This is a genomic window from Bradyrhizobium sp. 2S1, assembly GCF_011516625.5.
Classification (GTDB): domain Bacteria; phylum Pseudomonadota; class Alphaproteobacteria; order Rhizobiales; family Xanthobacteraceae; genus Bradyrhizobium; species Bradyrhizobium septentrionale.
Genome location: NZ_CP147717.1, coordinates 213763 through 239292 on the forward strand (window position 1 = coordinate 213763; position 25530 = coordinate 239292).

Consider the following 25530-nt stretch of genomic DNA (forward strand, 5'->3'; position numbering starts at 1 on the left):
TTATGACCTGCGCGCTTCGCCGTCAACAGCCGATAGACCGAAGATTCAGAGACAAAATACTGCTTCTCATCGGTGAGGCGTACGGCCAGCTTTCGCGGCGAGGACTATCTCCAGCCAACATCTTGACAGGATGCGCTGAACGCGCGAGTCAAAATCGAAACGCAACCAACTTTTGGTGCCTTACAATTCAGTATTAATCTTGAGACGCCTATTGCATCGGCGATGTCGTCCACGGCCATCAGCAGCTCTCGCTGTTCAACGCTCATTATGACGAACGCTGCTTCCTGCCTGCCCGCTGAAAGGCCGCCGCCTCTGCCGACGAGTCGGCCGGAGAGGCATCTTGCGCGTCCACGCTATCCGTTTGTTGACGCACGCGATTCATTGAGACGAAGTTCATCTGTACTCACTTTCGAAGATGAAGGCCAGGAGCGCTGATCGTATGTGCCTGGACTTGAGCCGACACATCGCCTGTCAAATCGCATCCAAGTGCGCCCCCTTTTCGCGTCCAAGAATGACCCCTCTGACGGAGCCAAGACCGGCGTCGCGGAGCCCCACGTAGCGGAGGAGAGCCGGTCTTGGCGGGCCGCGAGTGGCGAGCAGGAGGTTATGCGCGGTTCTTGAAGCGCCAGCTGTCGTTGCCAGTCTCGATGATGTCGCAGTGGTGGGTCAGCCGATCGAGCATGGCGGTTGTCATTTTCGCGTCACCGAACACGTCGAAGTACCCCTATTCTCGAGCGGGTCGTGTCTCACGTTACGATCACTGACCCGCATCATTTTCTTTTTGGGCACCGGGTTGAGGTGCTGAAGGAGCGGTCGGGGCGCGGTCCCGCCTATGTCGTTGTCGCGCTGCCGGACGGCCGGCCGCGGGCGGTTCGCATCGCGTCGACCGATCTTGCCGAGACAATAACTTCTGGTCCGAACGCCGCCGATCTGCCGCGCATCAGCGCACGTACGCTGATCCCATTGATGCAACATTTGAGCGCGAGTCTGAGCCTTCTTGACGAGAAGGTGATTCGCGATGACCCACCGACCGCTTCCAGGTCGCGTTGCGTATCGACCCATGCCGACGTTGGCAAATCCACCCGGCCGTCCGACGGACGACATTCCGCGCCTGTGGCCGAATCTGTCGACCGCGACGCAAACCCAGATCGCTCAAATCCTCGCCACGCTGCTCCGGCGGATGCAAGCGGTTCCCGGCACGCCCGGAAGGGGACTGGGTCGTGCTGATCAGCTTGAACGTCGCTGACGAGCGGCTCACGACTGCGCACCGAGCCAAGTTGGCCTATGTCTACGTACGGCAGTCATCCGTGAACCAGGTGCGCCAGCATCAGGAGAGCACGGAGCTGCAGTACCGCCTCGTCGATCGCGCCATCGGTCTGGGCTGGCCGCCGGAGCGCGTCCAGGTCATTGACGAGGATCTGGGCAAATCCGGTGCTGGCGGTGTGGATCGTCATGGCTTCCAGAAGCTCATTGCCGAGATCGGCCTTGGCAACGCCGGTCTTGTGGTGAGCCTCGACGCTTCGCGCTTGGCCCGCAACAACCGGGACTGGCATCAGTTGCTCGAACTGTGCTCGGTGTTCGGTGTGCTCATTGCGGATGGCGAGCGGCTTTACGATCCGCGCGCCTACCACGACCGCCTGCTGTTGGGCTTGTCCGGCATCATGAGCGAGGCGGAGTTGCATCAGCTTCGGATGCGCCTTCACCAAGGGGAACGCCAGAAGGCGGCGCGGGGCGAACTGCGGCTGCCCCTGCCAGCCGGGCTCGCCTATGATCGCGCCGGCACAATTATTCTCAATCCTGATGAGGAGGTGCAGGCCCGTCTTCATCTCGTTTTTGCCAAATTCCAGGAATTGCAAAGCGCCCGCCGTGTGATGCGTTACTTGGACAGGAACGGACTGTCCTTGCCGGTTCGACCGCTGCTTGGACCATCTCCACATGAGATCGTCTGGCGGGCGCCAGATAGTGCACGCGTCCTTAGCGTCCTTCAAAATCCGGCCTATGCTGGGGCGTACGTTTATGGCCGACGGCAAAAGGATCCGAGCCGATGCCGGCCGGGATCGCTGACGGGAACGGTCAAGGTGGCGATCGCCGACTGGGCGGTTTGCCTCCGCTCTGCTCACCCGGGTTATATCAGCTGGGAGGAGTTCATGGCCAACCAGCGGCGACTGGCAGATAACGTCGCCCACTTTGAGGCAGGACACGCTGGCGTGCCACGCAAGGGGGCAGCCCTGTTACAAGGAATTGCGGTCTGCGGTCGTTGTGGACGGCGCATGAGCATGCGCTACACGGGCCCGAATGCCGACTATCCGGTCTATTGCTGCCGGTCGGATCGGGATCAGGAAGGCAGTGCACTGTGCCAGGAAGTCCGGGCCTTAGCGGTTGATGCCTTGGTCCAACGGGTAGTCCTCGACGCCCTGGTGCCGGATCAGATTGAGATCGCACTCGCAGCCGCGGGCCAACTGGAGCAGGAGAGCAGAGCTGGCGCCGGTTGTTTGGACAGCGCCCCGCGGGATTTAAGTGGATTCCTGCCGGGTTATGCTGAACGCGGGGCCTTACGATTTTGTCGTTGCGTCGGGAGGGCGTAGCCCGACCAGAGCGACGACAAAATCGTCGGCGACGGTCATGCGGCCATCACCATAGCTTGCGTGCCGAAGTAAGCCTCGTCGGGCGTGCGCCCGTCAAGGCTCGAGTGAGGGCGTCCCTGATTGTAGAAGGCCAGATACTTGGCAATTGACGCTCGCGCCTCGGACACGCTGTCGTAGGCGCGGAGATAAACTTCTTCGTATTTGACCGTGCGCCAGAGCCGCTCGACAAACACGTTGTCGCGCCAGGCGCCCTTGCCGTCCATGCTGATGGCGATCTTCGCGTCCAGCAGCACATCGGTGAACTCGAGGCTGGTGAACTGGCTGCCCTGGTCCGTGTTGAAAATCTCGGGCCTGCCGTGCTTCGCCAACGCCTCCTGGACCGCTTCGACGCAGAAGGCCGCCTCCATTGTGATCGAGACGCGATGGGCCAGGACCCGTCGGCTGAACACATCGACGACCGCCGCGAGATAGACGAAGCCACGCCGCATCGGAATGTAGGTGATGTCCATTGCCCACGCCTGGTCGGGCCGCTCGATCTTCAATCCGCGCAACAGGTACGGGTAGATCTTGTGACCCGGTGCCGGCTTACTCGTGTTCGGGCGACGATAGACCGCCTCGATCCCCATGCGCTTCATCAGCGTCGCGATGTGGCGGCGACCGGCGTATACGCCCTCCCGCCGCAGCAACGATCGCTGCATACGCGCTCCCGCGAAGGGATAATCGAGATGCAGCTCATCGAGCCGACGCATCAAGGCAAGGTCCTCGGCCGAAACTGGCCGAGGTTCATAGTAGACCGTGCTGCGAGCCAGCTTCAGGACCTTCGCCTGGCGCACGATAGAAAGATCATGACCGCGGTCGATCATCGCTTTGCGCTCAGCAGGCCCGCCTTGGTGAGCGCGCCGGACAAAAAATCGTTTTCCAACGCCAGCTCGCCGATCTTGGCATGTAACGCCTTCAAATCGACCGGCGTCTCGGCCGACGCCTTGTCATGCCCAAACACGCCGGCGGCGCCTTCCAGGAGCTGGTTTTTCCAGATCGTGATCTGGTTCGGATGAACATCAAACAGTTGCGCCAGCTCCGCCAGCGTCTTGTCGCCTTTGACCGCAGCCAAAGCAACCTTCGCCTTGAATGCCGGAGAATGCATCCGGCGGCTCTTCTTCGTCATCTTCGCTCCTGATTCGCGGCAAGAATCCTCGCCGCTGTCAGGCAGAAAATCCACTCAAGCTACTGTCCGAATTTGCGGAGCCAGCTCTTCCGACCGCTACTATCTTGGGTCGCAACAAGATGCGCACCCGCACCGTCGACCCCCTATGGCCCGACTCGTGACGAGAGATGTGGAGGCGGTGTTGATTTTCGGCTTCGACATGAGGCTCGCGCAGGCATTCCGCGAGCGTACCGTACCAAATAGCGCCTCGGCTCGATAATTCGGCCCCGACCTCCAGGGCGCGCGCGTGCGGGTCATCAACGACCTCATGCACAATCCCGATTTCGTGGCGCGCGGTCCCGTCACGGTTAACCCGCGCAGGATCATCTCGAGCGCCTTGGCCTCTCCAATGATCCTGGGCAAGCGCTGCGTGCCGCCACCCGGAAAGATGCCAATACGGGTTTCCAGCAGACCGATGCCGTAACGGCATCCCTGCGATGCGCGGGTCGCATGCTAGCGATAGCTCAAAGCCTCCACCCATGCATAAGCCATTTATCGCGGCTACGACCGGCTTCTCGACGGCTGCAATCAGGTCCGTGAGCGCATGGAAGCCTGGCGGTCGAGGACCGGGCGGCGACGGCAGTCGCGGCGCTCCGGGCTCATCGCATCCGCGGCGTCAGAGAGTTCCCTGACGTCATAATGGCGGAAAGATGCCGGGTACGCTCCCCGTGATGACGACGGCCCGCACCGATGTGTTTTCTCCTGCAGCCGCGACTGCATGAAACATCTCGGCCGTCCCGGCAGCGGTCATGGTGCCGAACGGGGCGTTTGCGTAGGTGATGATACGAACCGCCGCGCGATCTTCGATGGAAACAAGGGCCATGAGCGTCCTCTCTCCTGCCGCGCACCGGCTGCTCGGGGCCGTGGTCTCCATCGGAAGCACCCTCACATTCAGGATGAACTGTCCAACTTTATAACGGATGCAAAGTGACCGCGGATCAGGCAGCCAAATCCGCATCCGGCGGTCGCTCGAACAATCTCGCTTGAAAAAGGCTGGCCGATCTCCGCGTTGAGGTGTCCCGGGACTACGTGCCGAAAGACACGCTGGGTGCACTTGAGAAGCGCGTTATCGACGCGATCAATGCCGCCGGCAGTCGCATTGACAGCTTGGCGAAACACGGCAGCACTAAGATCCTATCACTGATGAAAATCGGCTTCATTCGATTCTTGTTCTTCAGTGGGCGCAGGGGCTAGCGAGCCATCGGCCTGAACGATCATCTTGCGCGAGAGGGGCGCGCCAAGCGGCAGAACTGCCGATCGCCGGATCTGCGGCGGATATCGCCGGGAAAACGCTGCAATCAGGCGCTGGCGGCGGCCAGCTTTTTCCACCACCTTCTCGATGGTCTTCTCTTTGGAGCGTAGCGCGGCGCGGGTGCGTCGGCGTTGGCGGTTCCACTCCTGCACGTCCGTTAACAGCCACATTACCTCACCTGCTGAAGTGCTCGCGCAGGGAAAATTTGGCTCTTCAGCCCAACGAGCGATTGTCCGAGGCGTGGTCTTGAAGTGCGCGGCCAGTTGGACCGCTGTCATTAAGATGCCGATAAGGCCGATCGATGTCGGTCCAACATCCGCAGTGATGCTCCCAGTGCTGTCTTTCATTGCTCGCGAGCCGCCCCTAGCCAAGCGACCACGAGCGGACGGCAGCTTGCCATTCATGAGCGATGCTCTTCATGCGCCGCGAGAATATGATCTAAGAGCTCAGTGCTCGTCACCGCGAACTCATCAGGGCCTCCGCGCTGGCGGATGACCTCTCGGAGTGCAGCTGGCTTCTCAGGGGCGTAAGAGCGAATAGCGGCCTCGAAGGCCGGTATGAATTTGAGCCGGTCCATTACAGCACACTCCACAAAGCCATCGTGAGTGTCAGTCGGGGAAACGAGCTTTTGGTTTTGAGGCCGGCTAGGGGGCGGCCCAGTCGCCATGAGCTGCGCAATCGTCGCGAGAACTACGCTCGTTTCGGTCGTTCCCCCGGACCAATCTCCGAGCGCCGCGATGGCGTCTTCCAAAGCCTCTTCACGGCTCATGTGAACTATCTCCCCAGCGAGCCTGTTGCAGAAGGCCGGTAGAACCCAGGAAAAGAGGCGCGGGCGTCTGGAGGAGCCGCCCGCGCGAAGTTTGCTACGCCAAGCTTGGCTGCTGGGGTTGCGTGAAATAAACAGCCAAGCCAAAAGGCTCTCAGCAACTCGCGTGCCAGACGGTCACGAACTTCAAGTGTAGAGATAAGCGGTGCCAGCCTTTTCGCCCGTCGTAGCCTGACCTCGACAGAGCATGGCGGCTAGCGCCACGATGGAAAACCGCGCGGGCGGTGGCTGAGGGACCGCCCGCACGAGTTGCGTTACGCATGATGCTTGGCCCTCAGGAGATTCAGTAAGCGACCAAGCTATACATAGCTCAGCAATCCGCGTGCTAGATAGACGTAAGGGAAAACGGGACACGCTTTCACACGCAGATCCGCAGGCTGCTCGCGCTGCTTTCCGAGCAAGCATGTTGTCAGCGCCATGCTGCGCAAACCACCTCAACGACCGATACACTGCGTCTGCGATGAGAATAGTGTAACTTCGAGAAGCTGGCTTGATGCTCATAGTCCATGCTCCTCATGCGCCGCAACGGAGATGATCGTAAGTAGCCTAAAGAGCGTAAGCGGGTGTTTGCGTAAGAGTTCTGTGCTCGCCTTCGCGAACGCGTCACGGCCTCCACGCTCATCGATGGCCTCCCGCAGTGCGGCGAGCTTGTCGGGATCGGCAGAGCGAATAGCTGCGTCGAAGGCAGGCATGAACTTGAGCCTGTCCATTGCAATAGTCTCCAGAGGCGATCTTGAGCCTGACCTACGAACTTGCTTCCACTGCGGAGACGGCCTAGGTGACCGTCTGGTTGCCTGATGCGTCACAATCGTCGCAAGCACTGCGCTCTTTGTGATCTTCCCTTTAGACCATTCCCGGAGTGCCGCTATGGCGTTCTTCAAAGCCTCTTCACGCGTCATCGCATTATCTCCACACCGTGCCACCGATGGCATGAAAAGATGCGCGGAGGAGAGCCCCACCCCCTGCGCAGACTTGGCCATCTCATGGAGGTCGCGCGAATTATGAGGAGCCAAGCCCAATTGGCTCTCAGCAACTCGCGTGCCATTCAAGATGCAAGAGAGGCGAAATAGTGCGCACCACCATGAAAAGCGTGCGGCGGCTGCTGACGACCGCCCGCACGAGTTACGGTGCGAGGACTTGGCCCTCAATCAATAAGCGACCAAGTCATACATGGGCTCAGCAATCAGTGTGCCAAACGGCCACATTGCGCAGAGAGGCAAACGGCGCGCTTTCATACCTTGTGCAGACTAACTACTCGCGCGAGCGGTGCTTTCCGGACTACAATGTCACGAACCGGACGCAACTGAACGACATCAGACGTGCCGCGTTAATGACGACGAGGGTGCGAAATAGTCGGACTGATCTCGTCATCGTGCACGATGAGAAGCTCGCCGGGCTTCACGCCAAGTCTTCGCAACTGCTCCTCTTCGATTGGGCAGTTGAGCATTGCGGCCTTTGCGCCGCATTCCGCGATGGTCATCCTCACCACTTCCGCCGGATCGGCGACGGCCCCACGCAAGTTATGTGCCTGAATTCTTCGTCATCGTCACCATCTTCCTTGAAGAAAGCCGCTGTCGCTATCCAACCATCCATCTTGTTGAGCTCCGTGGGGCCCTGAGCTGCCGAACCTCTGAAGATCCCGAGGCATCGGACACCGCGGCTGAACACGAGGACGGCCACCTCATTGCATGAATATTACGACCGCGGCGATGGCGAGCGAGGTTAGTCCCATCAAAATGACGTATGCGATGTACGGAAGGTCGCCACGCACTACACAGCTCCAGCACTTAACGGAGCGTGCACTCCGAGACGCGGCACACCAGCACAAGCCGGCGCGCAGCGTTCCGCACCCTGACACGGCAACCCGAGCCCTACACCTACTTGTCGGCATAGGTGCCAACCTGACGGCGAAGCCATTAGACGTTAGCACGCGCTCAACCTGCGGAGTATCTCGTTGACGCATCGCGGGGAGAAGGTCCGTCCTCCCGCAACCAAATCCCAATAGGGATCGGGCGGGAGGCCAGCTATTCAATTGAACCACCATTTGGTGTAGCCCCCTTAGATTGTACGGACGCAATGGCACCTCTCAATCAGACGAGCGAGCATGAAGTTCCGAGTGCCCGAGGTTGTTATAGGTTGCTTGCTCACGGTCGCCGCTTTCGCGGTGGGAATGGCCTTCCTACTCGGTCGCAAACTATGGGACGCTCCCTGCCGTCATCGAAGCTATGCAAGTAAGCCTGAGCGTGCACGCAGAGCCGCCAGCTCCGGTCAACTACGACCACAACCATCCCCCTGCTCTGCTGTCCTCATGCCTGGCGAGCCCCGCAATGATCTGGATGACGGGCTTGCGTGGAATGATGTGGAGCTTGACGACTACGAAGGTGACCGCCCCGATTTCGGCGACATGCATCTGTTCTTCTTCGGCTATCGCGGCACGTTCACAAGCGGCCACACCCCCGAGCGTGCTGGCGATACGATGAGCGAACACGCCGGCTCGTCGAGTTTAACGGTGGCTGCGAGTACAACAGTCAAACCTGATGAGTAAGGAAGCGGGATGACAAAACACGGTTCGATCATTGAAGAGTTGCAGCGAGAGCGAGCGAACATTGATCAGCTTTTGGCAGATCTTGAGGTCGCCAAGTCCGCGTCCATGCGGTGGGCGGCTCCGAGGCCGTTGACACAGCCGAATATGTGGATGGCCTCAGGCAAGCCTCGAGCGCGCTCAACAAAGCAATTGCGGCCTAAAGAACATGGATACCTGAAGTTAGTTATCCACGACGGCCGGGCCGCCGTCACGCAAGATGTGCCGGTATCCTTGATTAGTCATCCACTTGGTCCGGGCGAGATACGTCTCATACGCTCGGCGGGCGCGCTGCGGCTCGCGTTTAGGATTGATGCGCAATACGATCTCCGCTACCTCTCGCTAGTCTGCGCACTCTGCGTCCGCTTCCAGCATGCGCATGTAGGTGACGGCGTGCTCCCGGTCATAAGGCGTCAAGGTCTGATCGCTCGGGGCGATATCCCGTGGCGGTCTTTGCATCGGATGCAACTTCGGTTTGTCACAACCTAGTACCTACTGTTCTTAAAGCGTGAGTCGTGATTCAAGGTCGGGATGATACCCGAAGCAAGAGAAGTCCACCTTTCGAGGAAAGATCGCAAGGTGCTTGAGGCGTGTTGCCGCTCCCCGGTGACGTTGCAGCGCGATTTGAAGCGGGCGCGGATAGTTCTGTTGGCGGCGGATGGACGCAGCACTCGGTCGATCGCCAAGGAAGTTGGGGTCCAGCCGCGGATTGTCAGCCTTTGGCGGCATCGCTATGCCGACCAAGGCCTTGAAGGGCTGCAAGACAAGCCGCGACCGGGCAAGCAGCCAATCTATACGAAGGCCACCGACAAGCGGATTCTGAAGCTGCTGGACAAGCCGCCGCCGGACGGGTTCGCACGCTGGACCGGGCCCCTGCTGGCCGGGGCGCTGGGCGATGTTGACGTCCAATATGTCTGGCGGTTCCTGCGCAGCCACAAGATTGACCTCGCGGCTCGTAAGTCCTGGTGTGAGAGCAACGACCCGAACTTTACGGCCAAAGCCGCCGATGTTGTCGGCCTCTATGTCGCCCCGCCCGCGAAGGCCATTGTGCTGTGCGTGGACGAGAAGCCCTCGATCCAGGCTTTGGAGCGAGCGCAGGGTTATCTGAAGTTGCCCAATGGCCGCGCCTTGACCGGCCAGAGCCACGATTACAAGCGGCATGGCACCACAACATTGTTTGCGGCGCTCGAAGTCGCCACCGGAAAGATCATCGCGGCGCATTCAAAACGCCGACGCCGCGTCGAGTTTCTCGACTTCATGAACAGCGTCACCGCGGCTTTTCCGAACCGGAAGCTTCACGTCATCCTCGACAACCTCAACACCCACAAGAAGAACGAGCATTGGCTCAAGGCCCACCCCAACGTGCAATTTCATTTCACGCCGACAAGTGCGTCTTGGCTCAATCAGGTCGAGGTATGGTTTTCGATCTTGCAGGGGCAGTCGCTCAGCGGCACCTCCTTCACAAGCCTCACGCAGCTTCAGGAGCACATCGATGCCTACGTCAACGCATACAACGACAGAGCCGAGCCCTTCGTCTGGACCAAGAAAAAGGTCCGTCAACGCCGTTTCAAAGGCCGCCGTATCACTCAGCTCTGATTCTGGGTACTAGAGCGTGATGACTTTAGTTTTGGCCATATCCGGCGTCGGCGAAGTAATTGGCACATTCGGCCGGTGAGAGGGGGCCGAGGATCGGAGCGATAGCATCGTAGACGGCCTCGGTAGTTCGCTCATGCGCACGTTGGCGAGTCAATTGCGGGGGGGGGGGCACGCTGAGGTCTTTGGCCCTGGCACTACATCGCCCCCCGCAAACCGATCCTGAACATTGCCCGGGTGCACGATGGTGCTCAGCAAGTTTCCTTGTGTATCGGTGACGATGTGGCGCTTGCGACCTTTGATCTTCTAGCCCGCATCAAAGCCGCGTGGCCCTCCGCTCTCGGTCGTCTTGACCGATGATCGCCACCGTTGGTTGCGGCTCCCGTCCAGCAAGCCTACGCGCGATTTCAACCGGGGCTTCATTGATCAAATCCAATGCCCCGCGGTCGCGCAGGCCATAAAAAATAGTACCGCACCGTCGTGAAGCAGGGGAATCGCATATGGGGTTTCGCTGGCTATTGCATTGTAAGGCAACACCGATTCTGAAGACGACTCCCGGATTAAGGAGGGGGTCGGATGAAGAAGTTCAAGACGGCCTTTCGGCGGTTGCCGGACCCGCGCGCGGACAATGCCAGGCACGATCTGTTGGAAGTGCTGTTCATCGCACTGGCGGCGATGCTGTGCGGGGCGGAGTCGTGCTCGGACATGGCGGACTTCGGGCAGTCGAAGGAGGAGCTGTTGCGGCTCTTTCTTCGCCTGGAGCATGGCATCCCAAGCCACGATACATTCAGTCGGGTGTTCCGCCTGCTCAAACCGCAGGCCTTTGAGTGCGCATTTCGTCGCTTCATGGCGGCCTTTGCCAAGGCCAACCGCATCAAGCTGACTGGGGTCGTGGCGGTTGACGGCAAGGCCCTGCGCGGGGCCTACGAACGCGGCGGCAAGGCCACCCCGCTGCACATGGTCAACGTCTTTGCGGTGGATGCCCGCATGGCCTTGGCTCAGCAAAAGGCATCTGGTCGCAACGAGACGGCGGGCGCTCTGGAGGTACTGGACCTTCTGTCGCTGGAAGGCTGCATCGTTAGTCGTCGGTTAAGAAGCCGATTTGAGTGGTGTGCGGTGGCTGGTGACTGAGAAGAAGGCAGCCAGGAAGAGGTACCAAAGAGCCCTTAGCCAGGCGAGGATGCGGCGGAAGTTGTAACCGACGGCGGAGAGGATGACGTTGGCGGCATCGCCGGCGCGGCCTTTGAGGTAGCAGCGGCCGAGGTGTCCGTCAGCCTTCAAATGGCCGATCACGGGCTCGATAGCGGAGCGGCGCCGCAGCTGGCGCTTGATAGTGCCGAAGACGCCGCGCTTCTGGCCGGAGATGAAGACGCGGCGCGGGTTCTGTGCGTCATGGCCGCGGTATCCCTTGTCGACAAAGGCGCACTGGATCGCGCAGCCGGTGAGTGTCTCGGTTCGGTCGATGACGTCCCGCAGGGTGTGACCGTCGTAAGGGTTATCGGGCAGCGCCTTGGCGTGCAGCACGAACTGGCCGCCGGGAGCAGGCCGGTTGTTGGTGACGATGGAAGCCTTCACGCCGAACTCGTAAGGCGCGCTGGCCTTGCCCTTGCCGATGCACTCCACCTCGGGGGCATGGAAGGAATACAGCTTCCAGCCGCGCTGGCGCTGCTGCTGCGAGCGGATCTGCGTGGCCCGGCTCAACGGGAGTGCGAACGCCTCTTCGAGCGCATCCTGGCCTTCGATCTTGCGGCGGATGTCGCGGATGATCCGGCCCAGGCGGCTGCGCAGGATGCGCAACTGCCGCTGGTGCCGCTTGAACTGTTTGGCATGGGCGTAGCGTCCCGCCATCATCGCGGTGGCCTTGGCGATCCGAGAATAGGATTGCCGCAGCCGCACTCCGTGCTTCCTCGCTAGGCGGTTGAGCCCCTGGATCGCCGCATGCAGCAGCTTGGCATCGGTCGGAAAGGTGATGGCCTTCGGCTGCACCGTGGTGTCGACCGTGACCCGCTCAAGGTCCTTGCCGCGTAACGCGCCGACGTCGTGCGCCACCCGCAGGCTCTCGGCCAATAGCAGTTCCAGTCTGTCGCCGAGCCGCTTGCGCCAATGGCTCAGGTCCGAGCGCTCGTGCGGGAATGCGTGCTGGAAGAACTCTTCGCCAGTGAAGTACTGGAAATACGGGTCGTGGACCCAGCGTTCGCATACCCCCTCATCGGACAGCCCGTAAATGTGCTTGAGCAACAACAGCCCGATCACGAAGCGGGTCTCAATCCCCGGCCGGCCGTTCTCGCTGTAGAGCGGCGCGATCTCGCCGTCGATCCAGTCCCAATCGATCTTGCCGGTGAGCCGGACCAGCTCGTGCTTCAGATTGATGATCTGGTCGAGCCGCGCCCGGAAAAAATCGTTCGCTCCCGTCGTTTTGTGCTTCTTCGGCCGCATCGTGCCCTCCGATGCGGACAGGGAATCATGCTTCGCCCGTCGAGGGAATCTCGAAAACGAAATTGCAAGCTTCCGATGCACAAAACACCAAAACCTTGCAATCTCAGAACGTCATTCCAGCCAAATTACGATTCCAGATCAGTCGCCTGGAAGCTTCTTAACGGGCGACTCGTTACCGCCGATGCGCTGCATTGTACCCGCGCCTTTGCGGCTACGGTGCGCGAGCGCGGCGGCGACTATGTTCTGGCGATCAAGGCCAACCGCGGGCGCTTGTTCACCGCGGTGACCCAACAATTTGCGCGATCGGGCAAGCGCAGCACAGCCGAGCAGATCGACCCTTCCACCCACGATCGACGCGAAGTGCGACGTGCCACAGTCATGCGCAATACCAGTTTGGCGGACCTCTATGGCTTCCCAGGGGCCGCCGCGATAGGGCGCATCACCTCGCGCAGACGCCTGCGGAAGCAGCGCGCCGATGCGCCTGTCGTGCGTCACTATCTCCTGTCCAAATACATCGCTCCCAAGCGGCTGCTCCACGTCACTCGCAGCCATTGGGGCATCGAGAACCAACTCCATTGGGTGCTCGACGTCCATTTTGCCGAGGATAGCAACCGCTCACGCTGCGACCATGCGCCCGAGAACCTTGCCATTCTGCGCAGGCTCGCCCTCAACATCCTGCGAACTCACCCGGATCCAGCCTCCCTGCGGCGCAAAATTAAGCGCGCCGGCTGGGACAATGCCTTCCTCATGGCAGCCCTCAGCCATATGCGATAGCCCTGCGTCGTGAAGGGAGGAAAATCCTTCGGCACGCCCATTGGCATCCCGTCGTCGCAATGTACTGGATCGCATCCCATACCGATCGCATGCAGGTCGTGCGCGGTCGCCCGACCTTGCTCGGCCTTGGATCAACAGCTCGAGCAAGTCCCATTCCGCATCCGTACAATCGCTTGCATAGCGCAGTTCTCGTCTGTCATGCTGACAGCGGGTGATTTTTGGCCCAGGTCATCTGCTTCTCCGATGGCTTCGAACACCTCGAAAACGCACAACCTGCTGAAATCACCCAACTTTAATTTCCGGTCGGCCTCTTAGCTGTTGCTGGTCGGGATAACAATGACGCACGTCGTGCCGTAAGGCTGTGTGCAGTTGGTGTAGGCGGGAACAAGAACACCATAGCGATGCGCAGATTATTCTGGCGGGTAAACCGTGCGACCGCGTGACGATCCATCGACGGTGCTCCGTGCCCTACGGTTCCTCGATCCCACCGTACGTTTGAATGAAGTGATACGTCGTAAGCTTGTAGTCTTGCGTTCTCGCCTCTGCAATGTTGGCAAGGCGACTACCGGAGGGAAACGTTAGGCGAGCGCTGATATTGAAGTGAGGGTATTTGCCATTGGATACTCGGGTGTAGTTCAGCCGCAACCTCTACATCGGACACTGCAATGCCTACCGCCCCAAATCTCGATGATGTCCCTTAAAGGGTAAGTACGGCGCAACATCCTCTTGGTTGGCATTTGCGCGTCCAGCCATTGATAAGCAATCCTGACAAAGTCGTCATGTTCGTGTCGAACGTTCGCGTGTCGATATTTAACGCGCTTTTTGGCGTTCGCAATTTCGATGGCGGTGAGTATAGTTGAAAGCTTCTCCAACATGGACCGTTATATGTTGTTCCTAACCTTCTTGTGAGATTAGTTCCACGGTTGTCTGAAGTGCTCCCAAGTCTGGTAGTTGCTCATTCATGGCGATGGTCGTTTGAGGTTTCACGAAGTATCCAGGCGGTATCCGTAGCCGTGCTTTGCTTATGTCACCTCAAGCCAGCCCCCTCCACGCCTTGCATCCTTCACCGCCGCAACCACCCTGCTGGGCAGCTCCGCGTTCTGCCGTCAGCCGATCCTAGACCGCACCGCACTGCCTCCACTACTCATCGGTGATACCGGAGTCATACGGATAGCGAAGACGTAAGCTCCCCTCCATACTTCATCCAGGTCAGGATTTTGTCATCCCCCCTGGGGAGAGCCAACGTCGCCCGCATGCATTTCAAGCGGGCGGCGTTGGGCTGTTTTGTACTTGCTCGCTGCGCGGACGGACATCATTTTGCTGCGCGGCGCGACTATACAACTTCCAACAGGCACACGTGGAGTGTGATCGGTCTCATGTTGCCGTCCAAGAGGACGCGCACCCTTGTCCTGGTCACACCAAGAGCGACGATGAGGCCGCTCCGCCCTTTCAGCTTTGGACCAGCCGAGTACGCTACTATTACGCGAGACCCAACGGTCATCGCATCATTGGCACGCGAAAACTGGATCGGTTCAACAGGGCGGTCGGCCCTTGGAAATCTCTCCGCTAGCCCGTCCTATTCGTGAGAGTGCGTTTTTTTAGTCCGATTGATGTGGCCGCACATCTGCTCTGACGAGGCGCGCGGGATTGCCTTCGGCTTTTCACCGCCTGACGACCCGTACTTTGCAACGCGCTTGAGGGATGGGTTGGGCGAACGGGGGGCGGACGCCCCGCCGGTCAAGGACCGAGCGGCAGCAGCGCGCCTGGCAAGCCGCGGATCAGGTCGGCTTCGGGACATGCCGCGGCAAACGCAAGGCGAATGCGGCTCGTGGTCTCGACGACACGGGCAGCGAGTTTCAAGAGACGAAGACGCAGCGTCGCGAACTCGGCTGTGGCCAATTCCCGGGCTTTGGGAATCGCGTCGCGCACGGTCAGCATCAGCCAATAAGCGGCGGTGTGGAGAACGAGGCGGACTTGATTGGCGAGCGCCGAACGGCAGCTGGTGCGATCGGAGGCGAGCTGTGTCTTATGCAGCTTGATCAGATTCTCGGCTTGGCCGCGCGCGCAATACAGGCTGTCGTAGATCCACTCGGCCGAGCCGACATCGAGGCTGGTGACGACGAAACGGATGTCGAGGCCGAGCATCGTCGCCTCAATACGGGCGACGGTACGCCGTTCGCGATCCCAGGACTTGGCCTTGTGGCGCGTCTCGGTATAGCCACGCAGAACCGGCAGGTTCTCGATGGCGCGTCGCGTGCGGATGTCGTCGGCGGCCTCGTCGACTTTTCTGGCGAGCGGCTTGGTGCCGGACAGACCGAAGATGTAGTCGATGCCGTTGGTCTCGCACCACGTCATGGCCTCCGGCCGAGCATAGTGCCCGTCGCCACGGAACGTAATTCGCGTGTTGTGCCACCGCGTCCGGATATGCCGTATCAGGCGGCGCAGATGGGCACGCACCTCGACGCCGCCCGGCGTCTTGCCGGGCCGCAGCACGACCGCCACGGGCCGGCTCTTCTCCGTGTCGTAGACGTGGATCGGCAGGAAGCAGCGTTCGTCATAATGAGCGTTGAACAGCGAGAGCTGCTGATGGCCGTGGACGACATCGCAGGTATCATCGATGTCGAGCGTGACGGATGCCGGCTCGCGCGGGTAGCTATCCATCCATGCGTCGACCAAAGTGTAGGTCAGTCGGATCACGTCGCGCAGGCGCGGAGCATTCTCCAGCCGCGACAGCGTCGGTTGGGAACACAGATCGCGACCCGTGTCCGGCAGCCGTCCGCAGGCCAGCTTGAATGCGGGATCGGACCGCAGATGATCGAGGTCGTCGGCGTCCTCGTAGCCGCAGCAGATCGCGAACATGCGCGCGCGGAACATATCGACAAGGCTGTGCACGACCCGCGTCGGATCGCGCCGATCCGGGAACACCCGGGCCAAATTGTCGGCCAAGCCGAGACGCCGCTCGGCCATCGCCAGAAGCATCACGCCCCCGTTCGAGGTCAGCCGACCGCCATCGAAGGCAGCTGTGACTTTCTTGGCGTGAACGGCTGGAAACGAGAAGGGCAGAATCGTATCATCGGTCATGGCGGGCCTGGTGTTCGCGGCTGAAGGTGATGGGGTTGGCTTTGCAACCGAATCCTACGCCGCATCAGCGCTTTACACCACGCTCGCCAGCCTCTCAGGCGCACTCTGACGAATAAGACGGGCTAGACAGCGTCGCCCCCCTTCCCGCCCTCCAGCACCGGCTGATCGGTCGTTCTCCTTGCGGATTTGAACCATTTCGCTGGCAATCCCAGCACATAGCCGCGCCGTCTGAGATCCTGACAAGTTTTGTTCAGCGCCGCCGCGATGACTTCCTCTGGAGTTTGCTTCTTTACCAAATGCCAGAAGATCTCGTCCTGCTCGCGTGTCCAGCCTTCGAAGGTTTCGCTCATCACCAAATAATCAGGTCATTGAAAAAATGGGTTGCTACGATGCCTGCGAACCTGGTGATTCTAGGTTCGCAGGCAATCCCGACAAAGAGAGCGGCGCCTATATGGTTCGGCCGCGCGGTGAAGTCTTCCGTTCCGCCCCCATAGCCCACAAAGCCGAACGTGGCTGCGTGACTCCTAAAGCCACATCCAGTCTGCGTTATTGGCGAATGAAGGCGCCGCCGAGGCCGATAGTCTCGGCATCGAAATTAGCGAGCCCACCGAAGCTCTTCAGACGTTTGAATTCCTGGTTTTCGGCGGTCAAGGATAAGGCGACATAGCCAGTGTCATCGTCCAGACCGGTTAGAACCGCTACCGTGGTTGGGCCAGTGCTGTTCTTGAAGTGGTAGTGGCCGGTCGCAGGATAGTTATGGCCATTATAGCTGATCGAAGCAGCAGCGATCTGGCCGTTCGAATCGTTAGCCTGTGAAATTACAAGCTTCGCTCCGATGTTGTCGTTCACATACGTCCCCTGAAGTCTGGACATGATTCTGCTCCCTTACGAGCGACGGTATCGCGCAATGAGTCTGCGAGATGAGGCACTATCGCCAAAACCGAACTGCGACGCACCTACCAGGATTGAGCGTCTCCTAGGCTATGAAGATTTACCGGGCCTTATTTTGGCGATATGAGCAGCCTCAGTCTGGCCTTTTGACAAACTGAAGGAGAAAGCTGTCAAGGCGGTCGCCCAGTCTATTGATAGCTGTGAGATATCCTTCATGGAGTTTTCATTGAGTCTCAACTTTTCCCGCCCTTCCCCTGTTCCTGAAGTCTCAGCGCGAAGCTCTCGCCGCCCTGCGAATCGCTTTCAGCGGGAGAGCGCCGCGATGACGTAGGCACCGCTACTTATTTCGGCGCGTGAGTACGTCGATTTCAATGCGCGGCCCTTCAGTTTTCAGCTAAAAAGGAACCTTGGCTAGGGAGGGCGACAATGCCGATCAATCGGCTATTGAAGGGTGGCAAGATTAGTCCCGAAGAGGTTGAAAGACTCAACCGCGCCTTCACGTTCAGCCTAAAGTCGCTACACCTTGTTGATCGCAATGACCCTGTTTCCGACATTGTGGCTCGCAAGGTAATCGAGATCGACAAGTCGGGTGCTCACGATCCGCACGAGATCGCGGCGCGTGTTGCGAAGGAATTTGGCATTCCGGAGTAAGGCTGCCTTGACGGACAAGTTCTTCCTTAAGGGCCACCGTATCGCCCTTCACGAGGAATGAGCGCACTTGCCCATCCTTCATGTAGCCGAGCACAAACACCTAACCTTCCAACGGCTACGGCGCAATTAACGCTGTATCAAAGCTGGCGCTCGTGCGGTCGTTTCTCTGCCGGATGTGACAAAAACGACACGGAGCGATTACTTTGCGTGGCGTTGGATATTGGACGGGCGAGACCGATCTCGTACAGCCAGCTCAGAACAGCCTCGGTATAATGCGTCCGGTCCGCGCCATATACTCGCGATACTCGTCGCCGAACGTTTCCAGCATCATCTGTTCTTCTCTGGCAACCCGGCCGAAAAACAATGTCCCAAATCCGATCAAGCCAGCGAAACCGGCTACCAAATTCGGCATAAGCAATGCCTGAGCGACAGCCCAAAGCCAGAATGCGGAATACATGGGGTGCCGACTTTCTCGATAAATCCCGTCTGTGATCAGGCGATGGTTTTCCCGCACGTCGAGACTTAACGACCAATTCCGACCAAGAGCTCGATGGGTTAGCCGAAACATGATCAGCGCCGCAACCGCCAGGAAAACGCCCAGCCACGCTTGAGCTGGCCGGAAGGCGTACGATGCGAAGTGAGGTATGGCGGTTACAATGTAGATGAATGGCACAATACCAAGACCCGTAAGCGATATCAGCAGCAGGGTGTTTTCGCGAAGACCTCGGGCGCTCGTCGCGACCTTTTCACGGCGAGCACGACGCGCATATTTGTAGCGGACGAGATACCAACCGACCGCCATCATCACAAACACGAATTTGGCAATGTCACCGTGTGCCGAGCGCTTGTTTCGCTCGCGCGCCATCTTTGCCGACCATCGAAACGGCGCCATCCTTAGCGAACGTCTGAGATTTGATCTGGATAGGTCCAGAGAGCGATCATACAAGGGTTGCCGGTCGTTTCCACTGATTAATTGGCAGCACGTCCGGCGGTATCCAAGGCTGGTGCGTCGCCGCGTTCGTTCGCTCTCTTTGGGGCGAATAGCACAAAGCAGAGGATGGTTATGAGAGCATTGGTCGAGCTCTTGCTCGAGTTTTCTCAAATAGCACCCGTTGAGAAAGACATCTACGAAGACGCTCTTTGTTAGCTTCCCTGGATCCAGCTAAAAGTCCGCAATCGACAGGATTGCGAGCGCCGGACCGGTTGCCATGACAAAACTATTTCTATTTCGCCCGCGGCGAAGCCACCATGGCTCTTCGGTCTACGGTCGCCAGCACTCGGGGGAGTAACTGCGACGCTATGAAAGCATGACCGTCAGCCGTGAGGTGAATGAAGTCAAAAGCATAATACTGAGAAGGAATCTCTTCGTCATACACGATGCTTTTGATGGCGCGATCACACAGCCGCCGCTCCATCGCCGCGACATTGGCCGCCCGCTGCTCCTTCGTAACAAAAAAGCGCCTATCATTGCCTCCAGGCTGCAAGATTACGATGTCGGTTCCCGTTGGAACGGCGTTATCAATGCGCTTGAGCATACCAGCCGTGGTATCGAAGGGAACGCCGGCATTGACGACGGTAGAGCCGGCCCCGGAATTCTGCACAGGGCGATAAGTGGAGTTTCTGGCTGACAGCGGGCACGCTGTGCCTGCGAATCAGGAGCGACAATGAGCAGAAGAACACGCCGGAACCACACACCGGAACCACACACCGGCCTTCAAGGCGAAGGTGGCGCTCGCCGCCGTGAAGGGCGATCGAACGCTGGCTCAGCTTGCCGAGCAGTTCGACGTCCACCCCAATCAGATCACGGCGTGGAAGGCTCAGCTTGAAAGCAAGGCCGCCGATGCGTTCGGTCCCGGCGGCGGCTCCGGAGCGGAGCAAGCAGCCATCGACGTGAAGTCGCTGCACGCCAAGATCGGCGAACTGACGCTGGAGAACGATTCCTAAGAAACGGCAGCATCTACTTTCGGCTCCAAGGGATGGAGAACAAAGCCGAATGCCTTGGCACGCCGATGCAAATTGTTGACCACTCGCGTCCGGTAACGCGTCTCGTAGGACGAGGCCCCGGGATCGACATAGTCCATTCCGTATCGCACAGCATTGTAGAACAGAACTGCGATCTTCCGGGCCGTGGCGGTCACGGCCTTGGCCTTGCCGATGCGCGCTGAGAGCCGTCTATAAAAGGCGCCGAGCGCAGTGTCTGTACGACCCACGGTCACGGCAGCAAGGCGCAGAAGTGCCGCCGCTCGGCCGCCGGATCGGCGCGTTCGGGACGAGAGCATTTTGCCGCCGGAGACCTTGTTGCTCGGCGCCAGTCCCAGCCAGGAGGTAAAATGCTTTGCACTTGGCCACGAGGAGAGGTCGTCGCCGCATTCAGCGATCAGCTTCAGCGAGAGGTAAGGACCGAGGCCGTCGATCGCGGTGAGGTCCTTTCCGAGCAACGCGAACAGCGCCTCGCGGACATCGAAAGCTGGAGCGTTCGCCTGATCGGTTCGATTCCGACGCCGCGAGACCCGCGGCGCTGATCCGTGGCCATGCCCCCGATGGAAGCTCAGTTCCTTCAACACGGCTTCAATTCGGGCGTCGCAGGCAGATGCCTTCTCGTGGTAGGCGTCGTAAAGCGCAAGTGCCTGCTCGAGCGCAAACAGATGCTCGGCGCGGTAGCTTCCGGTGAGCGCCTTCGCGATCGTCTCGGCGCTGGAGCGGCAACTATAATGGCGCAAGCACGCCAGCGCCTCAGGATCGCGCTCGCCGGCAAGGATCGCCCGTATGATACGCAGGCCGGTCACGCCGGTGATGTCGGTGACGACGTGGTGCAGCTGAAGATTCATCTCCGTCAAGGCCTTCTGCATATGCTGGATGTGTGAGGCCGCGTACTCCAGCAGACGCTCGCGCTGACGCACGTAGGCTCGCAGCTCGGCAATCTGCCCTTTGGGCCGAAAGCTGGCCCGCAGCAACCCGAATGAATGGAGCCGCTGCAGCCATTGCGCATCGCTGACATCGGTCTTGCGCCCCGGCACGTGCTTGGCATCGCGCGCGTTGACAAGAAACACGTTAAATCCCCGGGCATCGAGAAGCTCGAAGATCGGAATCCAGTAGACGCTGGTCGATTCCATGACGACAGTCTCGACGCCGCATTCAGTAAACCAGTCGACTAGCCGATGCAGATCAGCCGTGAAGGTACCGAAGCTGCGGACTGGCTCCGGTGCGCGATCTGCCCTCACGGCAGCCATGTGCATAGTCGCTCCGACGTCGATGGCAGCCGCGTCCGGGTGCACCATCTGCATCTTACCTCCGTTCCTCGACTTCGATCTTTTGGGGTTCATCTCTAATCCTCCTGCTGACGGCGGCGGAAGGGCTGGGCTGCGCTATACGTCAGATTCCTAAACGGGATCGCCGGATGGCGTCACCACTCTCAAGTGCGCGACAACCCATGGACCAGGTTTTTTAACGGGGTCACGTGCCACCAAAATCGTATCGGCCGCTCCCTCCCGGTCGGCAATCTAGCGCCGGTCCGTTTCTATCCCACAGGGGGAGCGCATCGCCGCGCATAGTTTTTTAGAAGGAGCGCTCACCAAGGCGGGATTGCTGAGCGCAAAGCGATGATCGACCGTGAGCACGAGCTGTCGATCACCAGGCAGGCGGAGGCTTTGAACATCAGCCGCGGCAGCGTGTACTACCTGCCGCGGCCGGTGCCGGACGCCGACCTTGCGATCATGCAGCGCCTCGACCGGCTGCATCTGGAGTTCCCTTTTGCCGGCTCTCGCATGTTGCGAGGGCTGCTGGCTGCCGATGGGTGCAAGATCGGCCGTCGGCATGTGAAGACGTTGATGCGGCGGATGGGGATAGAAGCGCTCTATCGCCGTCCACGCACGACAAAGCCCGAGCCGGGCCACAAGATCTACCCGTACCTGCTGCGCGGGATGGAGATCACGCGGCCGAACCAGGTGTGGGCGATGGACATCACCTACATCCCGATGGCGCGAGGCTTCGTCTATCTGGCGGTTGTGCTCGACTGGTTCAGCCGCCGCGTGCTGTCGTGGCGCGTATCGATCACCATGGAGGCGGCGTTCTGTGTCGCGACGCTTCAGGATGCCCTGGCTCGTCACGGCAAGCCGGACGTCTTCAATACGGATCAGGGCTCGCAGTTCACCGGACAGGCTTTTAACGGCGTGCTCGCCGACAACGGCATTGCGATCAGCATGGACGGCAAGGGAGCCTGGCGGGACAACGTGTTTGTCGAACGGCTATGGCGCAGCGTCAAATACGAGGAGGTGTATCTGCGGGCCTATGACAGCGTCAGCGAGGCCCTCGCGTCGATCGGCCGATACCTCGACTTCTACAACGGTCGGCGCCCGCATTCGAGCCTTGACGGCGTCACCCCCGATCAAGCCTACTTCAACCCGCTGCCACTCCGCTTGGCAGCCTAACCATGGCAGAGGCTCCACTTATCGACGCGGAAAATCTGTTCAGACAACCGGAGCCAGCTCACGGTCGCGTTGACGCCCTTCGCTCTCGGCAGGGCTTCTAACTTAGCTGGGTAAGCGTCTTGCTCTCCAACGTACCAACCTTGCGTGTTGCTTGCGCCGACCGCTACGATATGAATCGGCTTTGTGAAGGCGGCACACACGGTTGCCAGCATGCATATGGCTATAGCCAATGAGAATTGTCTAAACGTCGTCAATGACTGTCTCCCCGGCCTGAATTGCTAAAGAGAAACAACACGGACACCGGGCCCAACAGAGACGTAACCCAAAGCATCAAATGCTATATCAACCCCCACCTTCCAACTGTCTTTTGGGCGTCGTGCTAAGAATTGGTCGCTCGGGCCGCAGGTAAAACTGAGTTCGAAAGACTCGGGTGTTTTCGTGGGCGCGCAACAGGGGGGGGCGATTGCCCTTATCTTTCGTATCACCATGGTATGTAGCGCCGCGCTTTTGTCGATGTTAAAGGTATCCGTCCGAGGGCGGCCGTCTTGCGAGTTTTTCCGATCTGTAGCTGACTGTCCTTATGGACGGACATAAGGACAGTGCGGTGCTGAGCCGCATGGATTTGGTGGAGACCGGTCGGCGGCGACGCTGGACGCGTGCGGAGAAGCTCAGAATCGTAGAGGAGAGCTTCTCGGGGCCACGACTGGTGTCGGCGACGGCTCGCCGGTATGGGATATCACGTCAGCTTCTGCTGAGCTGGCGCAAGGCTTGGACCTGTCATGATCCGGCCGAAGAGGATTCGATCGGCCCGACATTCGTCCCTGCGATAGTTGCGGCAAGTACGCCGCCAACGACGGAAGCTGTCGAGACAGGTCAGATCGAAATCGTGAGCCCTCAGGGGCTGCGCGTGGTCTTCGGCCCCGGTGCGGATATCGAGGCGGTCGTTCGAATTGCTCGGGGCCTGGCGCGCCGATGATCCCGATCCCGATGGGCGTGCGGGTGTGGCTGGCGACGGGCCATACCGACATGCGGTGCGGCTTTCCGAGCCTGGCTCTGCGCGTGCAGGAAGTGCTCAAGCGCGACGCCATGGGCGGCGGTCTTTTCTGCTTCCGGGGCAAACGCGGTGATCTATTGAAGGTCATTTGGCACGATGGCCAGGGCGCCTGCTTGTTCACCAAAAGACTCGAGAGAGGCAGGTTCATCTGGCCATCGGTTGCTGGTGAATCGGTAACGATCTCTCCGGCGCAGTTGAGCTATCTGTTGTCCGGGATCGATTGGCGCAACCCTCAAGAAACCCAGCGTCCGACGCGGGTCGGATAGTCGTTTTACGGTTTGAATCTGCTGCTCGATCTGATTCAATGGCTCCATGATATCGAAGCCGGATGATCTTCCATCGGACCTTGTCAGTGCCCTGGCGGCGCTGCAGGCCGAGCGTGAGGCGCGACAGAAAGCCGAGGCGAAGGCCGCCAACTGGCAGGCGCAAGCCGCGAATGCGCAGGCGAAACTGTCGGATACCGAGGCGCTGATCGCTCATCTCGAGTTGCGCATCGAGAAGCTGAAACGCGAACTGCACGGGCAGCGATCCGAGCGCTCGGCACGGCTGCTCGAGCAGTTGGAGTTGGAGCTCGAAGAACTCGTCACCACGGCGAGCGAGGATGAGCTTGCCGCACAGGCCGCAGCGGCGAAGACGCAGAACGTCCGCCCCTTCATGCGCAAGCGGCCGGTGCGCAAGCCATGGCCTGACGATATCGAACGCGAGCGCGTCGTCATTGAGACTCCAATACCTGCGCCTGCTGCGGTGGATCGCGGCTGGCGAAGATCGGTGAGGATGTGACCAAGACGCTGGAGGAGATCCCGCGCCGCTTCAAGCTGATCGAGACGGTACGCGAGAAGTTCACCTGCCGCGATTGCGAGAAGATCAGCCAGCCGCCCGCGCCGTTCCATGCCACGCCGCGCGGCTTCATCGGCCCACAATTGCTGGCGACGATCCTGTTCGACAAGTTCGGCATGCATATCCCGCTCAACCGCCAGAGTGCGCGCTTTAAGGCCGAGGGGATCGACCTGCCGTTGTCGACGCTGGCCGACCAGGTCGGCCACGGGACCTTCGCCGTCATGCCGCTCTTCCACTTGATCGAACGCCACGTGCTCGCTGCCGAGCGCCTTCATGGCGACGACACCACCATCCGTATTCTGGCGAAGGGCAAGTGCACGACCGGGCGGATCTGGACTTATGTGCGGGATGACCGGCCGTTCGCCGGGCCTGCGCCGCCGGCAGCGGTCTATTACGCCTCGAGCGACCGACGAGGCGAGCATCCACAGAGACATCTGGCCGCCTTCGCCGGCATCTTGCAGGCGGATTGCTACAGCGGCTTCGAGCCGCTGTTCGACCCGCAGAAGAAGGCGCTGCCGATTACGCCGGCGTTTTGCGTGGCCCATGCGCGGCGGGGCTTCTTCGAGCTGGCTGATATCGAGAAAAATGCTCGGGAAGGCAAGAAAGGCAAACCGGTCTCCCCGATCGCGCTGGAGGCTGTCAGACGCCTCGATACGTTGTTCGAGATCGAGCGCGCCATCAACGGCCGCGGTGCCGGCGAGCGGCGTGCCGCTCGCCAGGAACAGAGTAAGTCACTTCTCGAGGACATGCATGCCTGGCTGCTCCGCGAGCGCGAAACCCTCTCGCGTTCCTCCGAGGTCCTGAAGCCGATTAACTACATGCTCAGGCGCTGGGACGGCTTCGCCCGCTTCCTCGACGACGGCAGGATCTGCTTGACCAACAATTGCGCTGAGCGCGCATTGAGGGGCATCGCCTTGGGAAGGCGCAACTGGACCTTCGCCGGCAGCCAGCGCGGCGCCGACCGTGCCGCCATCATGCTGACGATGATCACGACCTGTCGCCTCAACGACGTCGATCCCAAGGCCTGGCTCGCCGACGTCCTGGCCCGTATCGCCGATCATCCCGCATCGCGTCTGCACGAGCTCTTGCCCTGGGAATGGAAGCTCCTGCGCCAGGCCGACAAGCCAGCCAATCAGCAGGCCGCCTGACCTTCACCCTTCACCCAATGCCATCATAGACCTCGCCGTGCCCGCGCGCATGCGTCAATCAGGCGGCCTCCGTCGTATGCGTACTGTTAAAGTGGTTGCCGTCTACATCCCGAACATCGCAACCGAAATTCCGGGCGTCGCCTGAGCCCGCCGCTCAAAAGCGAGCTGCTTGCAAAAATAAGCGTCAGGA

The 25530-nt window shown here is 60.0% G+C and carries 20 protein-coding genes and 8 pseudogenes; 11 read left to right on the forward strand and 17 right to left on the reverse strand.

Annotated features, from left to right (window positions below; translation table 11 throughout):
- Positions 1-604: 604 nt before the first annotated feature.
- Positions 605-712, reverse strand: a pseudogene (locus HAP54_RS00965) (ATP-binding protein); the annotation flags it as partial.
- A gap of 508 nt (positions 713-1220) precedes the next feature.
- Between HAP54_RS00965 and HAP54_RS00970 the strand changes: the two are divergent.
- A complete protein-coding gene (locus tag HAP54_RS00970; protein WP_166298535.1) occupies positions 1221-2585 on the forward strand; it encodes a recombinase family protein in 1365 nt (454 codons plus the stop codon).
- Positions 2586-2620: 35 nt separating this feature from the next.
- Here HAP54_RS00970 and HAP54_RS00975 read toward each other — a convergent pair.
- The 7 genes and pseudogenes from HAP54_RS00975 to HAP54_RS01005 all read right to left on the reverse strand — a co-directional run bounded on the left by HAP54_RS00975 (position 2621) and on the right by HAP54_RS01005 (position 7347).
- A protein-coding gene (locus HAP54_RS00975) for an IS3-like element ISRj2 family transposase (protein WP_166204126.1) occupies positions 2621-3750 on the reverse strand; the annotation gives its coding sequence in 2 pieces (ribosomal slippage) (positions 2621-3498 and positions 3498-3750; 1131 coding nt in all).
- A 99-nt stretch (positions 3751-3849) separates the two neighbouring features.
- Complete coding sequence (locus HAP54_RS00980) at positions 3850-4206, reverse strand: enoyl-CoA hydratase-related protein (protein WP_084518861.1); 357 nt, start codon at positions 4204-4206, stop codon at positions 3850-3852.
- A gap of 25 nt (positions 4207-4231) precedes the next feature.
- Positions 4232-4372 (reverse strand): annotated as a pseudogene (locus HAP54_RS00985) (enoyl-CoA hydratase-related protein); the annotation flags it as partial.
- 51 nt (positions 4373-4423) lie between these two features.
- Positions 4424-4612, reverse strand: a complete 189-nt coding sequence (locus HAP54_RS00990; protein ID WP_156929130.1) for a hypothetical protein — start codon at positions 4610-4612, stop codon at positions 4424-4426.
- A gap of 314 nt (positions 4613-4926) precedes the next feature.
- Complete coding sequence (locus tag HAP54_RS00995; protein WP_166298536.1) at positions 4927-5445, reverse strand: helix-turn-helix transcriptional regulator; 519 nt, start codon at positions 5443-5445, stop codon at positions 4927-4929.
- 919 nt (positions 5446-6364) lie between these two features.
- Positions 6365-6577, reverse strand: coding sequence for a hypothetical protein (locus tag HAP54_RS01000; RefSeq protein WP_166298537.1), 213 nt, complete (start codon positions 6575-6577; stop codon positions 6365-6367).
- Between the two features lie 617 nt (positions 6578-7194).
- A complete protein-coding gene (locus HAP54_RS01005) occupies positions 7195-7347 on the reverse strand; it encodes a hypothetical protein (protein WP_224741422.1) in 153 nt (50 codons plus the stop codon).
- A gap of 828 nt (positions 7348-8175) precedes the next feature.
- Here HAP54_RS01005 and HAP54_RS01010 point away from each other — a divergent pair.
- Both HAP54_RS01010 and HAP54_RS01020 read left to right on the forward strand, forming a co-directional pair.
- On the forward strand, positions 8176-8412 hold the full coding sequence (locus tag HAP54_RS01010) for a hypothetical protein (protein ID WP_156929123.1): 237 nt from the start codon (positions 8176-8178) through the stop codon (positions 8410-8412).
- Positions 8413-8979: 567 nt separating this feature from the next.
- Entirely contained in the window at positions 8980-10044 is a 1065-nt protein-coding gene (locus tag HAP54_RS01020) for an IS630 family transposase (protein WP_166204319.1), read from the forward strand.
- Between the two features lie 168 nt (positions 10045-10212).
- On the opposite strand, the pseudogene HAP54_RS52360 reads toward HAP54_RS01020, so the two are convergent.
- Positions 10213-10535: pseudogene (locus HAP54_RS52360) on the reverse strand (transposase); the annotation flags it as partial.
- 82 nt (positions 10536-10617) lie between these two features.
- Between HAP54_RS52360 and HAP54_RS01030 the strand changes: the two are divergent.
- Positions 10618-11124: pseudogene (locus HAP54_RS01030) on the forward strand (ISAs1 family transposase); the annotation flags it as partial.
- 6 nt (positions 11125-11130) lie between these two features.
- Here HAP54_RS01030 and HAP54_RS01035 read toward each other — a convergent pair.
- On the reverse strand, positions 11131-12477 hold the full coding sequence (locus HAP54_RS01035) for an IS5 family transposase (RefSeq protein WP_166297067.1): 1347 nt from the start codon (positions 12475-12477) through the stop codon (positions 11131-11133).
- A 156-nt stretch (positions 12478-12633) separates the two neighbouring features.
- Between HAP54_RS01035 and HAP54_RS01040 the strand changes: the two are divergent.
- Positions 12634-13251: pseudogene (locus HAP54_RS01040) on the forward strand (ISAs1 family transposase); the annotation flags it as partial.
- On the opposite strand, the pseudogene HAP54_RS01045 reads toward HAP54_RS01040, so the two are convergent.
- The 4 genes and pseudogenes from HAP54_RS01045 to HAP54_RS01060 all read right to left on the reverse strand — a co-directional run.
- Positions 13248-13467, reverse strand: a pseudogene (locus HAP54_RS01045) (transposase); the annotation flags it as partial. The pseudogenes HAP54_RS01040 and HAP54_RS01045 sit on opposite strands and share 4 nt — an antisense overlap.
- Positions 13468-14988: 1521 nt before the next feature.
- Positions 14989-16332 (reverse strand): IS1380-like element ISBdi2 family transposase, encoded by a 1344-nt coding sequence (locus HAP54_RS01050; protein WP_166296351.1) that lies wholly within the window; start codon positions 16330-16332, stop codon positions 14989-14991.
- 122 nt (positions 16333-16454) lie between these two features.
- On the reverse strand, positions 16455-16682 hold the full coding sequence (locus HAP54_RS01055; RefSeq protein ID WP_165128003.1) for a hypothetical protein: 228 nt from the start codon (positions 16680-16682) through the stop codon (positions 16455-16457).
- A 196-nt stretch (positions 16683-16878) separates the two neighbouring features.
- Positions 16879-17205, reverse strand: coding sequence for a hypothetical protein (locus HAP54_RS01060; RefSeq protein WP_165128001.1), 327 nt, complete (start codon positions 17203-17205; stop codon positions 16879-16881).
- Between the two features lie 444 nt (positions 17206-17649).
- Here HAP54_RS01060 and HAP54_RS01065 point away from each other — a divergent pair, with 444 nt between their 5' ends.
- A complete protein-coding gene (locus HAP54_RS01065) occupies positions 17650-17874 on the forward strand; it encodes a hypothetical protein (RefSeq protein ID WP_035977990.1) in 225 nt (74 codons plus the stop codon).
- A 253-nt stretch (positions 17875-18127) separates the two neighbouring features.
- Here the strand turns inward: HAP54_RS01065 and HAP54_RS01070 are convergent, their stop codons facing one another.
- Positions 18128-18739: a protein-S-isoprenylcysteine O-methyltransferase gene (locus HAP54_RS01070; protein ID WP_166298540.1), complete on the reverse strand. Its 612-nt coding sequence runs from the start codon at positions 18737-18739 to the stop codon at positions 18128-18130.
- Positions 18740-19097: 358 nt separating this feature from the next.
- On the reverse strand, positions 19098-19409 hold the full coding sequence (locus tag HAP54_RS01075) for an SGNH/GDSL hydrolase family protein (RefSeq protein WP_051346684.1): 312 nt from the start codon (positions 19407-19409) through the stop codon (positions 19098-19100).
- Positions 19410-19569: 160 nt separating this feature from the next.
- Between HAP54_RS01075 and HAP54_RS01080 the strand changes: the two are divergent.
- A pseudogene (locus tag HAP54_RS01080) lies at positions 19570-19812 on the forward strand (transposase); the annotation flags it as partial.
- 2 nt (positions 19813-19814) lie between these two features.
- Here HAP54_RS01080 and HAP54_RS01085 read toward each other — a convergent pair.
- The gene (locus tag HAP54_RS01085) at positions 19815-21197 is read right to left on the reverse strand and encodes an IS110 family transposase (RefSeq protein WP_166298319.1); all 1383 of its coding nucleotides are present in this window, start codon (positions 21195-21197) and stop codon (positions 19815-19817) included.
- 228 nt (positions 21198-21425) lie between these two features.
- On the opposite strand from HAP54_RS01085, the pseudogene HAP54_RS01090 reads away from it, so the two are divergent.
- The 4 genes and pseudogenes from HAP54_RS01090 to tnpC all read left to right on the forward strand — a co-directional run.
- Positions 21426-22301: pseudogene (locus tag HAP54_RS01090) on the forward strand (IS3 family transposase); the annotation flags it as partial.
- A gap of 580 nt (positions 22302-22881) precedes the next feature.
- A complete protein-coding gene (gene tnpA / locus HAP54_RS01095) occupies positions 22882-23277 on the forward strand; it encodes an IS66-like element accessory protein TnpA (protein ID WP_166202956.1) in 396 nt (131 codons plus the stop codon).
- Complete coding sequence (gene tnpB / locus HAP54_RS01100) at positions 23274-23621, forward strand: IS66 family insertion sequence element accessory protein TnpB (RefSeq protein WP_166298541.1); 348 nt, start codon at positions 23274-23276, stop codon at positions 23619-23621. Before tnpA ends, tnpB begins: the two co-directional genes overlap by 4 nt.
- A 46-nt stretch (positions 23622-23667) precedes the next feature.
- Positions 23668-25340 (forward strand): IS66 family transposase gene (tnpC, locus tag HAP54_RS01105; RefSeq protein ID WP_166294868.1). Its coding sequence is split into 2 segments (ribosomal slippage): positions 23668-24082 and positions 24082-25340, totalling 1674 coding nucleotides; the frame shifts between segments, so codons are not numbered across the junction.
- The last annotated feature ends 190 nt before the right edge of the window (positions 25341-25530 follow it).

What these genes read in the sequence shown, in the direction of transcription:
- HAP54_RS00990 (WP_156929130.1), bottom strand. Translation starts at nt 4,612, where the DNA reads ATGGCCCTTGTTTCCATCGAAGATCGCGCGGCGGTTCGTATCATCACC.
- HAP54_RS00995 (WP_166298536.1), bottom strand. Translation starts at nt 5,445, where the DNA reads ATGAATGGCAAGCTGCCGTCCGCTCGTGGTCGCTTGGCTAGGGGCGGC.
- HAP54_RS01000 (WP_166298537.1), bottom strand. Translation starts at nt 6,577, where the DNA reads ATGGACAGGCTCAAGTTCATGCCTGCCTTCGACGCAGCTATTCGCTCT.
- HAP54_RS01005 (WP_224741422.1), bottom strand. Translation starts at nt 7,347, where the DNA reads ATGACCATCGCGGAATGCGGCGCAAAGGCCGCAATGCTCAACTGCCCA.
- HAP54_RS01010 (WP_156929123.1), top strand. Translation starts at nt 8,176, where the DNA reads ATGCCTGGCGAGCCCCGCAATGATCTGGATGACGGGCTTGCGTGGAAT.
- HAP54_RS01020 (WP_166204319.1), top strand. Translation starts at nt 8,980, where the DNA reads ATGATACCCGAAGCAAGAGAAGTCCACCTTTCGAGGAAAGATCGCAAG.
- HAP54_RS01035 (WP_166297067.1), bottom strand. Translation starts at nt 12,477, where the DNA reads ATGCGGCCGAAGAAGCACAAAACGACGGGAGCGAACGATTTTTTCCGG.
- HAP54_RS01050 (WP_166296351.1), bottom strand. Translation starts at nt 16,332, where the DNA reads ATGACCGATGATACGATTCTGCCCTTCTCGTTTCCAGCCGTTCACGCC.
- HAP54_RS01055 (WP_165128003.1), bottom strand. Translation starts at nt 16,682, where the DNA reads ATGAGCGAAACCTTCGAAGGCTGGACACGCGAGCAGGACGAGATCTTC.
- HAP54_RS01060 (WP_165128001.1), bottom strand. Translation starts at nt 17,205, where the DNA reads ATGTCCAGACTTCAGGGGACGTATGTGAACGACAACATCGGAGCGAAG.
- HAP54_RS01065 (WP_035977990.1), top strand. Translation starts at nt 17,650, where the DNA reads ATGCCGATCAATCGGCTATTGAAGGGTGGCAAGATTAGTCCCGAAGAG.
- HAP54_RS01070 (WP_166298540.1), bottom strand. Translation starts at nt 18,739, where the DNA reads ATGGCGCGCGAGCGAAACAAGCGCTCGGCACACGGTGACATTGCCAAA.
- HAP54_RS01075 (WP_051346684.1), bottom strand. Translation starts at nt 19,409, where the DNA reads ATGCTCAAGCGCATTGATAACGCCGTTCCAACGGGAACCGACATCGTA.
- HAP54_RS01085 (WP_166298319.1), bottom strand. Translation starts at nt 21,197, where the DNA reads ATGAACCCCAAAAGATCGAAGTCGAGGAACGGAGGTAAGATGCAGATG.
- tnpA (WP_166202956.1), top strand. Translation starts at nt 22,882, where the DNA reads ATGGACGGACATAAGGACAGTGCGGTGCTGAGCCGCATGGATTTGGTG.
- tnpB (WP_166298541.1), top strand. Translation starts at nt 23,274, where the DNA reads ATGATCCCGATCCCGATGGGCGTGCGGGTGTGGCTGGCGACGGGCCAT.